Annotated in this window: 10 protein-coding genes; 2 read left to right on the forward strand and 8 right to left on the reverse strand. The window is 71.5% G+C overall.

Translation table 11 applies throughout. The features are described from left to right. Positions 1–7: 7 nt before the first annotated feature. Genes ACFLIM_RS21945 through ACFLIM_RS21960 form a run of 4 tightly spaced genes read right to left on the reverse strand, consistent with a single transcriptional unit; the run spans position 8 to position 3827 of the window. Positions 8–1018 carry a LacI family DNA-binding transcriptional regulator gene (locus ACFLIM_RS21945; protein WP_393168200.1) on the reverse strand — a complete coding sequence of 337 codons (1011 nt, stop codon included), beginning with the start codon at positions 1016–1018 and terminating at the stop codon, positions 8–10. 21 nt (positions 1019–1039) lie between these two features. Further along, entirely contained in the window at positions 1040–1858 is an 819-nt protein-coding gene (locus ACFLIM_RS21950) for an ATP-binding cassette domain-containing protein (protein WP_393168202.1), read from the reverse strand. After that, positions 1855–2817, reverse strand: a complete 963-nt coding sequence (locus ACFLIM_RS21955; protein WP_393168204.1) for an ABC transporter permease — start codon at positions 2815–2817, stop codon at positions 1855–1857. Before ACFLIM_RS21955 ends, ACFLIM_RS21950 begins: the two co-directional genes overlap by 4 nt. An 11-nt stretch (positions 2818–2828) precedes the next feature. Further along, positions 2829–3827, reverse strand: coding sequence for a sugar ABC transporter substrate-binding protein (locus tag ACFLIM_RS21960; protein ID WP_393168206.1), 999 nt, complete (start codon positions 3825–3827; stop codon positions 2829–2831). A 148-nt stretch (positions 3828–3975) separates the two neighbouring features. Here ACFLIM_RS21960 and ACFLIM_RS21965 point away from each other — a divergent pair, with 148 nt between their 5' ends. Beyond that, positions 3976–4965, forward strand: a complete 990-nt coding sequence (locus ACFLIM_RS21965) for a carbohydrate kinase family protein (RefSeq protein ID WP_393168208.1) — start codon at positions 3976–3978, stop codon at positions 4963–4965. A gap of 45 nt (positions 4966–5010) precedes the next feature. On the opposite strand, the gene ACFLIM_RS21970 is transcribed toward ACFLIM_RS21965, so the two are convergent. Genes ACFLIM_RS21970 through ACFLIM_RS21985 form a run of 4 tightly spaced genes read right to left on the reverse strand, consistent with a single transcriptional unit; the run spans position 5011 to position 13086 of the window. Then, positions 5011–6162 (reverse strand): TIGR02679 family protein, encoded by a 1152-nt coding sequence (locus tag ACFLIM_RS21970; RefSeq protein WP_393168210.1) that lies wholly within the window; start codon positions 6160–6162, stop codon positions 5011–5013. After that, positions 6159–10217, reverse strand: a complete 4059-nt coding sequence (locus tag ACFLIM_RS21975; RefSeq protein WP_393168212.1) for a TIGR02680 family protein — start codon at positions 10215–10217, stop codon at positions 6159–6161. Before ACFLIM_RS21975 ends, ACFLIM_RS21970 begins: the two co-directional genes overlap by 4 nt. Next, a complete protein-coding gene (locus ACFLIM_RS21980; protein WP_393168213.1) occupies positions 10214–11482 on the reverse strand; it encodes a TIGR02678 family protein in 1269 nt (422 codons plus the stop codon). Before ACFLIM_RS21980 ends, ACFLIM_RS21975 begins: the two co-directional genes overlap by 4 nt. Next, complete coding sequence (locus tag ACFLIM_RS21985) at positions 11479–13086, reverse strand: TIGR02677 family protein (protein ID WP_393168215.1); 1608 nt, start codon at positions 13084–13086, stop codon at positions 11479–11481. Before ACFLIM_RS21985 ends, ACFLIM_RS21980 begins: the two co-directional genes overlap by 4 nt. A 128-nt stretch (positions 13087–13214) precedes the next feature. On the opposite strand from ACFLIM_RS21985, the gene ACFLIM_RS21990 reads away from it, so the two are divergent. Then, the gene (locus tag ACFLIM_RS21990; RefSeq protein ID WP_393168217.1) at positions 13215–13634 is read left to right on the forward strand and encodes a hypothetical protein; all 420 of its coding nucleotides are present in this window, start codon (positions 13215–13217) and stop codon (positions 13632–13634) included. Positions 13635–13696 lie beyond the last annotated feature (62 nt).

Genomic DNA, 13696 nt, shown 5'->3' on the forward strand with positions numbered 1-13696 from the left:
CCGAGCGTCATCGGGGCGGGGGCAACTCGCCCGAACCCCGGACGAGCAGCCGGGTGGGCACCAGTGACCTGCGGGCCCTGGACCGGTCGCCGTCCAGCCGCGACAACACCAGCTCCGCCGCCGTGGCCCCCATCCCCGCCGGATCCTGCGCCACGACCGTCAACGGCGGATCGAGCACCTCCGCCAGCGGCAGATCGTCGAACCCGACGAGCGCCACATCCCTGCGCCCCGCCCGCGACAGCGCCAGCACCGTGCCCATCGAGGCGAGGTTGTTGGCCGCGAACAGCGCCGTCGGCGGATCGTCCAGGGACAGGAGCCGCAAGGCGGCGCGGGACGCGGCCTCCTGGTCGTGGCCCGTCTCCACCAGCGACCGGTCGAACGGCAGGCCCGCCTGGTCGAGGGCGTCGCGGTAGCCCTGGAAACGTTCGCGTCGGGTGTAGAGGGTGGCGGGCAGGTCGCCGACGAAGCCGATCTTGCGGTGGCCGTACGCGACCAGGTGGGCGACACCCGACCGGGCGCCTTCCCGGTTGGCGCTGACCACGCTGTCGGCCCGCAGCCCGACGGCCGGGCGGTCGAGGAAGACGATCGGCAGGCCGGCCACCCGCTCGGTGCGCAGGTGGCGGTGGTCGCTGGCGGCCGAGGGGACGACCATGAGCGCGCTCACCCTGCGGGCCAGGAACGTGGCGATCAGCGACTGCTCCAGGTCCGCCGTCTCGCTGGAGGAGCCGACGATGAGGGTGAGCCCGCGGGCGCGGACGGCGCTCTCGATGCCGCCCGCGACCATGCCGAAGAACGGGTTGCCCATCTCGGGGATGACCAGGCCGATCGCGGCATCGCGGGCGCCGACCCGCATGTTGCGGGCCATCAGGTTGGGCTGGTAGCCCAGCTTCGTGACCGCCGCCATGACGCGTTCGCGGGTCTCCACGGCGACCGGGCCGTCGTCGTTGAGCACCCGCGAGACGGTCTTCGCCGTGACCCCGACCTCACGGGCCACATCTGTCATCGTCGGACGGCGCATTCCGCCCATGCTAGATGCTCATCAGGACAGGCCGATCGCCTCCGCCGCATCCTTGTCCGCCACCACGGCCTTGCCCTCCGACACCTGGAGCGCGCCGGTCATGATGGCCACCACCTCGGCCATGCTGTGGTCGCCGGGAGCGATCTCGGCGACCCTGCGGCCCAGGCGCTGGATGTGGATGCGGTCGGCGATCTCGAACACGTGCGGCATGTTGTGGCTGATCAGCACGACCGGCGTGCCTCGGTCCCGGACTCGTTTGATCATGTCGAGCACCTGGCCGGACTCCTTGACCCCGAGCGCGGCCGTGGGCTCGTCCATGACCACGACGTGCGTGGCCCACGCCACCGCCCTGGCCACGGCTACGCCCTGCCGCTGCCCGCCCGACAGCGACTCGACCGGCTGGGTGAGCGAGCGCAGCCCGATCTTGAGCTCGGCCATGTGCCGGGCCGACTCCTCGCGCATCCGCTTCTTGTCCAGCAGCCTGAAGACGCTGCCGAGCACGCCCGGCTTGCGGATCTCCCTGCCCAGGAACATGTTGGTGGCGATGTCGAGCGAGGCCGCGACCGCGAGGTCCTGGTAGACGGTCTCGATGCCGTGGCGGCGCGCGTCGAGGGGGTCGCGGAAGCGCACCGGCTCGCCGTCGAGCCGGATCTCGCCGGAGTCGGGCTGGAGCGCGCCGGTCAGCGCCTTGATCAGGCTGGTCTTGCCCGCGCCGTTGTCGCCGATGACCGCGAGCACCTCGCCGGGCATCAGGTCGAAGTCGGAGCCGTCGAGCGCGGTCACCTGACCGTAGCGCTTGACCAGGCCGCGGGCCTGCAGCACGGGGGTCTGGCCGGTCATCGGTTCCTCCTGCGGGAGAGCTGGTCGACGGCGACGGCGAGGATCACCAGGATGCCGGTGATGAGCGTCTGGTAAATCGACGGTACGCCCATCAGCTGCAGGCCATTGCGGAACACCCCCACGATGAGCGCTCCGACCAGCGTGCCGATCACCATGCCGCGGCCACCGAACAGGCTGGTGCCGCCGAGCACGACCGCGGTGATGCTGTCCAGGTTGTCGGTCTGGCCGGCCTGCGGGTCGCCCACGCCGGTACGGGAGACGAGCAGCAGGGCGGCGATGCCGTACACGAAGCCGGCCAGCGTGTAGACGCCGATGGTCAGGCGCTTCGTCCTGATGCCGGTCAGGCGGGCCACCTCGGGGTTGTTGCCCAGGGCGTACACGTGGCGGCCCCACGCGGTGGACCCGAGCAGGTACGCGAACAGCAGGAACAGCAGGATCGTGAGCAGCGAGCCGTAGGTGACGTTCGTCTGGCCGACCTGGAACGTCTGCCCGAGGAACGTCAGCAGTGCCGGCAGGTCCGTGACCGTCTGCTCGTTGGAGTAGATGTGGGTGAGCGCGAAGACCACGTTCAGCATGCCGAGCGTCACGATGAACGGCGGCAGCGAGATCCGCGTCACCAGCAACCCGTTGACCAGCCCGAACCCGGCGCACACGACGAGCCCGGCGGCCAGCGCCAGCGGCGCGGGCAGGCCGCTGTCCACGGCCAGCTTGGTCATCACGATCCCGCCGAACGCCATGATGGCGCCGTTCGCCAGGTCGATGCCGGCGGTGAGGATGATCAGCGTCTGGCCGATGGCCAGCGTGCCGACCACCATGACCTGCTGGATGATCAGGGAGAAGTTGGGGCCGGTGAAGAACTGGCCGGTGTTCAGCCCGAAGAACAGGCAGGCCAGCACGAGGGCGGCCAGCGGGCCCGCGACGGGGGTGCTGATCAGGCGGCGCGGCAGCGTCGCTTCCATCACTGCCATGCTCAGCCCCAGCAGTTCGCCAGGCCGAAGGCGGTATCCTTGGCCTCGACGCCGGTAACGGACTTGTCGGTGATCAGGGTGACGCCGGTGTCGGTGTAGCCGCTGGCCTTCTGCCCGTTCTTGGCGAACGCGGCCACCGCCTTGACGCCGTCCTCGGCCATCTTGAGCGGGTACTGCTGGCTCGTGGCGGCGATCTGGCCGGACTGCACGGCCTTGGTGCCGGTGCAGCCGCCGTCCACGGAGACGATCAGCACCTCCTTGTCGCGGCCCTTGGCCTTCAACGCCGTGTACGCGCCCAGCGCGGCGGGCTCGTTGATGGTGTAGACGAGGTTGATGTCGGGGGCCTTCTGCAGGCAGTTCTCCATGGCGGTCTGGCCCTTGGCCTGGTCGCCCCTGGTGTCCTGGGAGCACACGATGGACGGGTCGCCTTCCTGGATCCCGTACCCCTTGAGGAACCCGTCGTGCCTGAGCTGCCCGACCGTGATGCCGGGGGCCAGGTCGAGGGTGGCGATCTTGGCTGGCTTGCCGGCCATGGCGGCCTTGGCGTACTGACCGATCAGCTCGCCGGCCTTGAGGTTGTCGGTCGCGAACAGCGCGTCGGTGGCCTCCTGCGGCTCGGTGGGCGTGTCGAGCGCGATGACCAGGACCCCGGCGTCGCGCGCCTTCTTGATCGCCGGAACGATGGCCTTGGTGTCGCTCGGGGTGATGAGGATGCCTTTCACGCCGGCGGCGACCATGTTCTCGATGGCGGTGATCTGCGCGGCGTTGTCACCGTCGAACTTGCCCGCGGCGCTCATCAGCTCCATGCCGTTGGCCTGGGCGGCCTTCTGCGCGCCTTCCTTCATCTTGACGAAGAACGGGTTCGTCTCGGTCTTGGTGATCAGGCCGACCTTGGGGGTGCCGGAGGCGCTCTGACCGCTGCCGCCGCTCCCGCCACAGCCGGTGACCCCGGTGACGAGTAGCGCGGTGACGAGGAGGCCGGCCGGAAGCTTTGCATTCATGGGCGGTTCCTATCAGCGAGAATTCGATGTCATCGTTGACATATGTCAACGTTGACATCTGCCGTGCTGCGATGATGGACTCCGATCCGAGAAACGTCAATGCCCTTATGCCGTAACAAATCGGCAACGTGCCAGAAAGGCAGGCCCGATGATCGCTGTCCTGGGCGAGTGCGTCGCCGACGGCTTCACCGAGCGCCACCCCGGCCCGCCACCCGCACTCTCCACGGGGCATCCCACCGATGGGCCCATCGGCGACGCAGTGGGCGGCGGGGTGGCAGGGCTGGCGTTGCGGGTGTTGCCTGGTGGCGGGCCGGCCAACACGGCGGTTGCGCTGGCGCGGCTCGGCACTCCCACCCGGTTCCTCGGCCGCATCTCCGGCGACGTGTTCGGCGGGTTGTTCCGCGAGCACCTCGCCTCCTCCGGCGTGGACCTGTCCTCGTCCGTTGAAGCCAAGGAGCCGAGCACGCTGGCGGTCGCCGCCCTGGACGCCGGGGGCCAGGCCGAGTACACCTTCTACGCCGACGGCACGGCCGACTGGCAGTGGAGTCCGTACGAGCTGGATCTCCAGCGCCTCGGCCCGGTCAAGTGCCTGCACACCGGCTCGCTGGCGCTGGTCAGGGAGCCGGGGAGGACGGCGGTGGAGGAGCTCGCGCGGGCCGCCGCCGAGCGCGCCACCATCTCGATCGACCCGAACGTACGCCCCAGCCTCGCCTCCATCGACGACTACCCGGTGGCCCGCTGGTGCGAGTGGACCGACATCCTCAAGCTCAGCGACGACGACCTGGCGTTCCTGCTGCCCGGCGTGCCCATGGAACGTGCCTGCGACACCTGGCACGCCGCCGGCGCCCGCCTGATCGTCGTCACGAGGGGCGCGGCGGGCGCGCTGGTGTCCCTGGACGGCGAACGAGCCACCGTACGAGCACCGAAGGTCGAGGTCGTGGACACGGTCGGTGCCGGAGACGCCTTCACCGCCGGGCTCCTGCACCACCTCGGTACGAAGGGCCTGCTGGGCGGCCGCCTCGACGACGTGGACCTGGGGGCGGCGGTGGAGGCGGCGGAGTTCGCGGCCCGGGTGTCGGCGCTGACGTGCTCGGTGCCCGGCGCCGACCCGCCCTGGGCCGCCCAGCTCACGAGTTGACGGGATGCGTGCGCGTCGCCCCGCAACCAGCCGTCATGTCCGCCGTCATGCCAGGTCGTCGAGCAGCCGCTCCGCGACGAGTTCCTCGGGGACCGCGAGCCCGTGCGAACGCATGGCGGGGGCCAGCTCGGGATCCCACGGCGCATCGGTCACCCGGCCAGGCGGAACGCAGCCGGACGGGCGGTCTTCAAGGGCTCGGAGGTAGTCGGTGGTGGACATGCGCCACGGCTCCGCACCCGTCTTGGCCATCGTGTAAGCCGCGATCCTCAGCCCCTCCCCGTCGAAATCGCCGTGGTAGCGGAGTCGGGCACCCGGCAGCGAGCGCAGCAGGCGGATGGCGGCGCTGTTGGGCCAGCCGGAGGTGCAGACCATGGGCGGGCAGGCCGTGCCGAACCGCTGCTGGGCGAGCGCCAGCACGGTCGGGTTCTCCACCACCCAAACGTCCCGTTCCCGCAGTTCCAAGGTGTGCTGGAGCTGGGCGAGCGTGATCACGCTCGCCTGGCCGCCCCAGATGCGCAACACCCGGGCCAGCGGATCGTCGCCTTCCGGCAGTAATCCGGCGACGAGCACGGTCGTGGACAGGGCGTCGCAGGCCACGCCCGCCCGCTCCCACAGTGCCCGCCGCTCCTGGGCACCCTCCGGGGCGGGCACGTCGTACAGCACGGACAGGGCCTTCATGACCAGCGCCGACAGCCGGGTGCCGTCGTCGAGGGCGTGCGGATCTCCGGTGACGTCGGCGGCCACCGCGGCCAGCGGCCGTCCGGAGCCGGGCAGCGCGGCGAGCACGGCCAGTGCCTGTTCGAGCAGATCGCGACCGGCGCGGACGGCGGACAACGCCAGCAGCGCGGGCTCGGCGACGACCACCGGATGCGCGGCGAACCAGTCGAGCAACGCCTGGCGCTCGACCTGCCGTTCCGCCCGCTTGCGTCTGCGGTCGTCGACCGGGCCGATGATCTCCTCGGTGACGGTACGCACGTCGAGCCCGCCCAGCGCCCCTTCGAGCCTGGCGACATCGATCGTGAGGGACGGTCCCGGGTAGCGGTCGAGCCCGAGCAGGTCGGCGACGGCGGCCTGCTCGTCGGCCGCCAGCCCGGTCACCCTGACCCGGCTGACCTGGTGACCGGAGGAGAGCCGCTCGTGCAGGGCCCGCCACACCGGCCGCAACCCCGCCACCCGCAACCGCTCGGGAACGCTCATTCGGTCGGGACCGTCCGGTAGCCGTTCCACACGAACCGGGCCGTCGTCACCGCGTCGTCCCCGTCGCCCGTGATGAGCTGGTGGATCGCGATCCCGTCCAGCTCCCGGTATTCGCACCACTCGTGATCGGACGTCAGCACCAGATCCAGCCCCAGATCCACCAGCAGGTCGAACACCTGCCCCCGATTCGTCTTGTCCACCCCCACGAAAACCTCATCCAGCAGGATGAACCGCGGACAACCCGGGTCGGTCTGGTAATGCGCGGCCACGGCGGCGAACAACGGCAGATGCAGCGCGATCGCCTTCTCCCCGCCGGACAGCGCCCCGTGCAGCTTTCTGGTGAGATCCTGCCACCCCTGCCCGTCGCCCCGATCGAGCTTGACCATGAACCGATGCCAGGCCGTGTAGTCGAGCACCTTCATCAGCTGGTCCTCCCAGCTGGCCGAGGAGTTGTCGGCGCGCGCCTCCTCCACCCGATCCCTGAAGAAGACGTACAGAGCCTCCTTGTCGGCCTCGGTCAACCCGGCCGGGTCACGGAGGAGCAGGTCGCGGGCCGCGCGCGTACCGGCTGACTGGGTCGGGTCCACCTGCCACACCAGCCGCACCGCCACCCGGGAGGCGGTGCGGACGCGTTCGAGGCGCTGGTTCATGCCCTCCACCAGCGCGGTCGCCTGCCTGATCCGGTCGGCGAGGTGCCGTCGCGTGTCCCCGGCCAGCGTGCGGTCGAACAGGTCCCGCTCCGCCTCCGTGATGTCCGAGCGCCGGTCGTCGCGCTCCTTTCGCAGCGCCTTGCTGAGCGCCGCCGCCCCCGCCCGCACGCCGCTGACAGTGGCGGTCAGCACCTGTACGTCCTCGTCGGGCGCCAGCTCCAGATCCGCCCGGTCGGCGAGGATCTCCCTGGCGTGGTGGAACGCGTCCTGCAGCCGCGCCTCGGCCTCCCGGACGTTCTTGTGCTCGTACGGCACCGCCGCCAGCTGCTCCGCGACGGCCCTGGCAGACTCCAGCACGGCCCGCACCCCGGCTCCGGCGGCCAGCTCGACCGTCACCTTCGCGTCCACCGGCAGGTGCCCGGCCGCCAGACGGCGGAAGCGTTCGGAGACCGCGTCCCGCGCTTGCCCCGCCTCGGCGTGCCTGTCCTCGGCGGTGCCGAGCTCTCCCCTGAGCTGGCCGAGCCGGGCGTTGAGCCGGGCGAGGGTGTCGTTGACCGACTTGATGAGGCGGCGGCAGGACTGGTAGGCGGTCTGGGTCTGCTGGAGTTGTTCGAGGACGCGCAGGTGCTCGACGCCGACCGTGGACTCGATGGCGGCCAGCTTCTCCGCCAGCACGACGGCCGCCGCCGCGGCCTCCTCGGCGCGTTCGACGGCTTCGACCGCGAGCTCCTGGTATTCGCGGGCGGTCTCGGCGGCGTGCACGGCGCGTTCTCTGGCGGCGCGGGCGTCGGCGCGCCGGTCGTGCCAGGTGGTGCCGGTCGTCTCGGCGGTGCGCAGGGCTTCTTCCAGGTTGTCCAGCGCGGCCTGCGCGGTGGGCAGCGCGTGCGCGGCCGCCAGCTCGGTGAGCCGCCGCAGCGACCTGCCGACCTCCTTCTCTCGCTCGTGCAGCCGCTCCACGTACGCCCTCAGCTGGTCTTCCAGCAGCGCCACCTTCTTCACCGCGCCGTCGAGCGCCTGGACCGCGTCGGCGTACGGCTTCCTGTCGGGTCTGCGCCGCAGCTCGGCGGCCAGCGTGTCGCGGTCGGCCTCGACCTCGGCGAGCAGGTGGTCGCACTCGGCGATCCGGCCGGCGAGCTCGCCCAGCCGGTCGTCCAGCTCGGCGATGCGGCGCCGCCTGGCGCGTTCGCGGGCGGTGGCGCCGATGTAGGAGGGCTCGGGCTTGACCCAGCGGCCCGCGGCGGGGCCGAGCCGCCAGGTGCCGTCGGCGCCCACGACGGCGGGGTGGTCGACGCCGATCGCGGTGGGCACGAAGGCGATCCCGGACAGCACGGTGTCGGCGCTCACCGGGGAGTCCGCCTCCGTGCACAACACGTGCGCCAGGCTGTAGCCGGGCGCGGGCTTGGCCAGCGCCGCCACGGCGAACGCGTCGTGCTCCCCCGGGTCGAACCCGCCGTCGGGCCGCAACCACAGGTCGAGCAGCCCGGAGGCTTCGAGCGCGGCTTCGACTCCGGCCTGGGCGACGGGGTCGAGCCCCGACCTGAACGCCACCGCCCGCCACAGCGGCGCGCCCGGGCGTCCCGCCCTGGAGGCGGTGCGGGTGTGCGGGGCGGGCGGTTCGAGGACGGTCTGGTCGTTGAGTCGTTCGCGTTCCTGTGCCAGCTCGGCGCGTTCGGCCAGCAATCCTTCGCGCAGCCCGGTCAGGTGCTGCTCGCGGGCGCCCAACTTGACCGCGGCGTCTGTACGGGCGGTGCCGACCAGTTCGTCGGCCTCCTCGAACCGCTCCGCCAGGCCCGCCAGCTCGTCGGGGTCGAGCCGGAGCTGAGTGCACCCGGCCGCCCACTCCCCCAGAGCCGTGGACAGGTCGCGGGCCTGGTCGTCGCGGAGGCGTTCGGCCTGGTCGTGGGCCGTCTGGGCGGCGGTGAGATCGTCGCGCGCCTGGTCGCGGTCCTGCTCGGCGGTGGTGCGCCGGTTGATCGCCTCGTCGTGCGCCAATGCCCCGGCCCTGACCTCCCGGATCTGGGCGGCGCGGCTGGTGACGGCGGCCCGCAACAACTCCCGAGCCCTGCGCACGCTCTCCTCGCCGTCGCGACCGCTGTCACGATGAGCCTCGGCTTCCGCATCACCCTCGAGCCCGGCTCGTTCGCTCTCCTCGTGGACGCCGAGGAGCCCGGCGCGTTCGGCGGCCTGGCGGGCCTCGATCCTGGCGCGGTCGGCGAGTTGCGCGGCCGTGCGGGCTCCGGCGTCGGCGCGGGCCGACTGCTCCTGCTTGGCGGTGGCGGAACGGGCCGCCGTTCCGGCCTGGTCGCGCAGCCGGGCGGCCCCCTCGTGGGCGGTCTGGGCCTCGGTGCGGAGCCGGTGCAACTCGCTGCCCGCTTTGTACGCGTCGCTCTCCTTGAGCCCGTCGATCCGCGCGGCCAGGGCCAGCTCCTGCCCCTCCTCCTCCTCCAGCCGCACGGTCGTGGCTTCGAGCTCGTACTCGGCCTCCTTGAGCGCCTCCCGTTTGGCCTTGGCCTCGGCGGCCAGCGAGTCCATGGTGTAACCCGCGGACGTCACCGCTGCGGCGGCGGCCCGCAGGACGCGCTGGGCGTAGCCGCGCTGCCGGGTGGCCAGCCGGTCGGCCTCCTCCACGTCGCGGTCGAGCAGGCGCAGCTCCTCACGCTGCCGGTCGAGCCGTTCGAACCCCTCGGCGATCTCGTGGATCTCGCCCTCGCCGAGCGGCGGCAGGGCACTCGACAGCAGCTCGGACAGCAGCCCGGGGTCGAGGCGTTCGGACAGCTTCGGGGTGCGGAGCTGGCGCAGCGCGGTCAGCAGCGAGTCGTAGCGCTGCTCGTTGAGCGCGCGGTAGAGCGTCTGGCGGACGACCGTGCGGTAGGCGTCGGCGGACTCGTGTACCTTGCCGGACGTGCCGAGTTCGTCGATGAGCTGGGCCTTGGTCAGGGGCTGGCCGCCGTCGCCGCTGAGCCGGATGCCGTCAGGGGTGTCGACGCGGGATTCGGCGGTGAAGTAGGAGACGGTGACGTTCTTGGTGTGGATGGTGGCCTGGAGCCGGGCGCCGCAGGTGAACCAGCGGCCGTCGGCGTGCCGGAACTCCAGCCACACGTATCCCACCCGGGTGGTGCCGGTGGCGCCGTCGCCCATCAGGTTCCAGTGCATGGTGCGCTCGGTGCCGCCGAACGTGGACAACCTGCTCGGCTTGAGGCTGGCATCGAGCACGTACGGGAGCAGCAGCTCCAGGACCTTGGACTTGCCGCTGCCGTTGGGCCCGCGCAGCAACAGCCTGCCCCGGTGGAACTCGAACACCTCGTCGTAGTAGCGCCAGACGTTCAGGATCCCGGCGCGTACGGGGATCCAGCGGGCGTCCATCCCCTGCGCGGCGCGCGTGAGGGTGAGCTCGGTAACTGTCATGAATCCTCCTCGACGGCCGTACCGCGCTCGACCCGGTAGCGGGCCGCGGCGGGCAGGGCGGCGACCTCGTCACCCGTGCGGCGGGCCAGCCCGAACAGCGCGAGCACCTCCAGCGCGTCGGCCGCCAGCCGCGGCCCGCCGCCGTCCGACTGGTACGCCTTGGCCCACTGCGGGAACCGGCTCAGCAGGTGGGTCGCCTCGGCGTCCAGCCGGGCGGCGGTCACCGGGCCGGACGAGACGAGCAGGTCGAGCACGAGCAGGGCGGCCACCTTCGCGTGGCTGCTGTCGTCGGGGAACCTGGTGTCCGTGGCGGTGGCGTCGGTGTCGATGAGCAGGAACCCCTCCGCGCGTTCTTCCAGCACGAACCCGGCCTCTTCGGCGGCCCGCCGGATGATCTGGCGTCCGGTGAGCGAGGCCGCGTAGGCGGACTGGGCCGGGGTCAGCTCGTCGCGGTAGACGACGGGCTCGTCGAGCAGGCGGCGGATGAGGGAGTGCCGAGCCCACAAGTTCCGCTGGGTCTCGGTCGGCTCCTCGCCGCCGTACCGGGCCTCGACGGTGAGCGAGGTGAGGACATCCGCGTTGTCCCGGCTCTCAGCAGCCTGCCCGGCGTCGCTGTGGCCCTCTCCAACGCGGACCGCATCGTCGCGATCCGCGGCGGCGGCGACCCGGGAAGGGGGCACCGGGGCGGCGAGCAGCCTGATCACGCGGGTGGTGTCCACCCGATAGAGCACCTTGGCGTCCTCGTCGTCGAGGTAGGAGTCCGTCGCCCCGTCCATGGCGGTGACAGCCCCGTAGTGCTCCAGCAGCTTGAGCGCATCGACGAACGCGGCCCGTTCGTCGGCGCGTACCGGATCGAACCCGGGCACCCCCACCTCCACCGCGGCCGCCTGCACGACCCGCTGGGCCAGCATGCCGATCGTGGTGACCGGCGAGGTGAGCAGCTCGGCCGCGCACAGGCACAACAACGTGTAACGGCGGCGATCGAACGGCGCCCTGGTGGTGCGGCGACGGCGGGCCGGCCGGGTGGCACCGGCCTCGGACCTGACCTTGACCAGCCGCGCGTACCCCTGGCGCGGCTCCACGACCAGCCGCCAGCCGCAGAAGTAGTCGAACCACTGGGTCAGCGGCTGCCGCCGTTTCCTGATCAGGTCGAAAGCGGCGGGATCGTCGTGCAAGGACACGAGCGGTTGCCCGAGCAGGGTCCTGATCGCCCGCGCGATCTCCTCTTTCTCGGCCCTGACGAGCTGGTTGGCCAGGCGACTCATGCCCCCGCCACCCTCCCCCGGGCCTCCCCGGACGCCCGCTCACGCCTGCCCTCAAACAACCGCTCACCCCCGAATGACCGCTCACGACCATCCCCGAGCGACCGCACATCGATGAGATAGTCGGGCCCCCGGAACCACCCCTCCGAGGTACGCAACACCGCCACCGCCCCATCGTCAGGAGCCCGGAGCACGATCTCCACCCGCCCATCCGAGGTGACAGCCCTGCGGAACCCGGTCGAGTCGGGACGTTCGGCCAGCGCCCGCCCGAGCAGATCGAGCAACCGCCCGAACGCGTCGTGATCGAGCTCCCCGAGCTGCGACAACCGCATGGCCCCAGTCGTGGCCAGCGCCGCCCAGGCGGCCTCCAGTTGGGCCCGCTCCTTCTCGGCCCGCGCCCGGCGCTCGGCCCGCAGCGCCTCCACGTCGCGGACCTTCCCCGTACGCCCCATCCGCTCGGTACGCCCCCGCGACCGCAACAACGCCGACACCGCGACCGGCTCCGCCTCCGACCACGGCACCCCGGCCGGAATGAGCTCGGCGTCGACATGCCCGAGATGCGCGTGCCTGGCGGACCCGAGCCCGAACGCGGCATCCCACAACCGATGCGCGTCATCCTCACTGGGCGCGGTGGCGAACCACCGGGCGAGCGTGCGGAAGTCGGCGGCGGCACTGGACGACCGGCGCCGCGAGTCGGTGATCCGATCGAGCACCTGCAACAACGACACGATGGCCCGCCGTGCCACGTCATGCAGCTGCCGCACCCGCGGCACGCCGCCCTCACCCGGGTCGAACCAGAGCCGCAACCCTTCCCACTTGGCCGCCCGAGCCGCCAGCCAGGGTGTGGCGTGATCAGCACCCGGCACCTTGGGCAGATCGGCCCCATCGAGCGCCCGGGCATGCAACACGCTCACCCCGTGCTCGGCCACCCCTCGCAGGGCGACCGCGATGGTGTCACCCCGCTGCTCCAGGTTGGTCACGAACTCCTGCAAATAGGCCACCGTAGCGGCCTTGACCTCATGAAAGGTGGTCAGATCGGTCCCCTCGACCCGCAGCAGCCGCTGCAACTCCCCGTTGAACTGCTTGGTGTTGTTACGCAGCCCGTCAAGATGCCCCTCCAACTCCTGAAGGCTGGTGAAGATCCGCCGATTACGCCCCGGATCGGAATCCCGCAGCAGTGCCTCCAGCTCCCCCAGCCGATCGGCGATCGCGTCGAGCACCGCGGTCTGCAGCGCCCCCGCCGACGCCAGCATCCCCATCGCATGCTGCACCCCGGCGAACGCCGCCTCACCCCGCTTGGTCAGCGAATATTGCAGGTTCTTCCGCTCGTACTCCTCAGCGGTGGCGAAGCTCCCGGCGTGATTGAAGATCACATCGAGCAGCCCCCACCCGACGAGTTGCTTGAGCGTGCCGGCCAGCTCCTGCTCGGCGACCGGCGCGTACCACCCCACCGCCCGCAACCGCTCGTGCACCTCGTCAACGGTCAGCGCCGTCTCGAGCCGCTCGTTGGCCTCGCCGAAGGCGTAGAGGACCGCGGTGTGCAGATCTGCCCGCTCGGTGGTGGTGAACCGGAACATCTCCGGCGGCACCCGTGGCAGCTCCACCATCGCCCCGCTCCCCTCGCCGCACGACTACCCGACAACCGCAACGGTAGCGGGAGACCCCGACAACACGACCGCAGTTTGCGACCAGATCACGAGGGTAGGGGCGGCGGGATTCGGAACGGGGGCTGGGGATGGCTGAGTTCGAGGCGACGCGGAGGATGCCGGCGAACAGCATGATCGTGTACGGCGTCGCGTCCGACGTCGACATCATGGACCGGTGGCTGCCACAGGGCTTGTCGGTGCACGACAGCGGTCCCGGCATCCTCGAGGCCGGAGGCGACCTGATCCCGGGCAGCGGGAAACACGAGGGCTTGTTCCGTGCCTCCGAGGACCAGCTCCGGGTGGAGTGGGGCGGCCGCGACCACCCTGGCTACGCGGGCTGGCTGCAGGTGTCGGACGCGGCGGCCGGGACGAGCGAGGTGACCGTGCACATCTCCCTCCTCGACGAGCCCGACTCGGGAGCGCGCGCGGACGAGGTGCGCGACCTCCTCGACCGCTCCCTCGACCGCCTGGCCGACGAGGTGACCAGACGCGCCTCGGGCCGCGCCTGAGTCGAACCGTCACACACGAGCGCCGCCTGGGTAGGCCCTACTCAGGCGCACGCAGCCGGCGC

It is taken from the genome of Nonomuraea marmarensis, from assembly GCF_043197025.1.
Classification (GTDB): domain Bacteria; phylum Actinomycetota; class Actinomycetes; order Streptosporangiales; family Streptosporangiaceae; genus Nonomuraea; species Nonomuraea marmarensis.

Coding starts and splice junctions, on each gene's coding strand:
- ACFLIM_RS21970 (WP_393168210.1), bottom strand. CDS start 6,162: ATGAGCGTTCCCGAGCGGTTGCGGGTGGCGGGGTTGCGGCCGGTGTGG.
- ACFLIM_RS21965 (WP_393168208.1), top strand. CDS start 3,976: ATGATCGCTGTCCTGGGCGAGTGCGTCGCCGACGGCTTCACCGAGCGC.
- ACFLIM_RS21950 (WP_393168202.1), bottom strand. CDS start 1,858: ATGACCGGCCAGACCCCCGTGCTGCAGGCCCGCGGCCTGGTCAAGCGC.
- ACFLIM_RS21945 (WP_393168200.1), bottom strand. CDS start 1,018: ATGCGCCGTCCGACGATGACAGATGTGGCCCGTGAGGTCGGGGTCACG.
- ACFLIM_RS21985 (WP_393168215.1), bottom strand. CDS start 13,086: ATGGTGGAGCTGCCACGGGTGCCGCCGGAGATGTTCCGGTTCACCACC.
- ACFLIM_RS21960 (WP_393168206.1), bottom strand. CDS start 3,827: ATGAATGCAAAGCTTCCGGCCGGCCTCCTCGTCACCGCGCTACTCGTC.
- ACFLIM_RS21955 (WP_393168204.1), bottom strand. CDS start 2,817: ATGGAAGCGACGCTGCCGCGCCGCCTGATCAGCACCCCCGTCGCGGGC.
- ACFLIM_RS21990 (WP_393168217.1), top strand. CDS start 13,215: ATGGCTGAGTTCGAGGCGACGCGGAGGATGCCGGCGAACAGCATGATC.
- ACFLIM_RS21980 (WP_393168213.1), bottom strand. CDS start 11,482: ATGAGTCGCCTGGCCAACCAGCTCGTCAGGGCCGAGAAAGAGGAGATC.
- ACFLIM_RS21975 (WP_393168212.1), bottom strand. CDS start 10,217: ATGACAGTTACCGAGCTCACCCTCACGCGCGCCGCGCAGGGGATGGAC.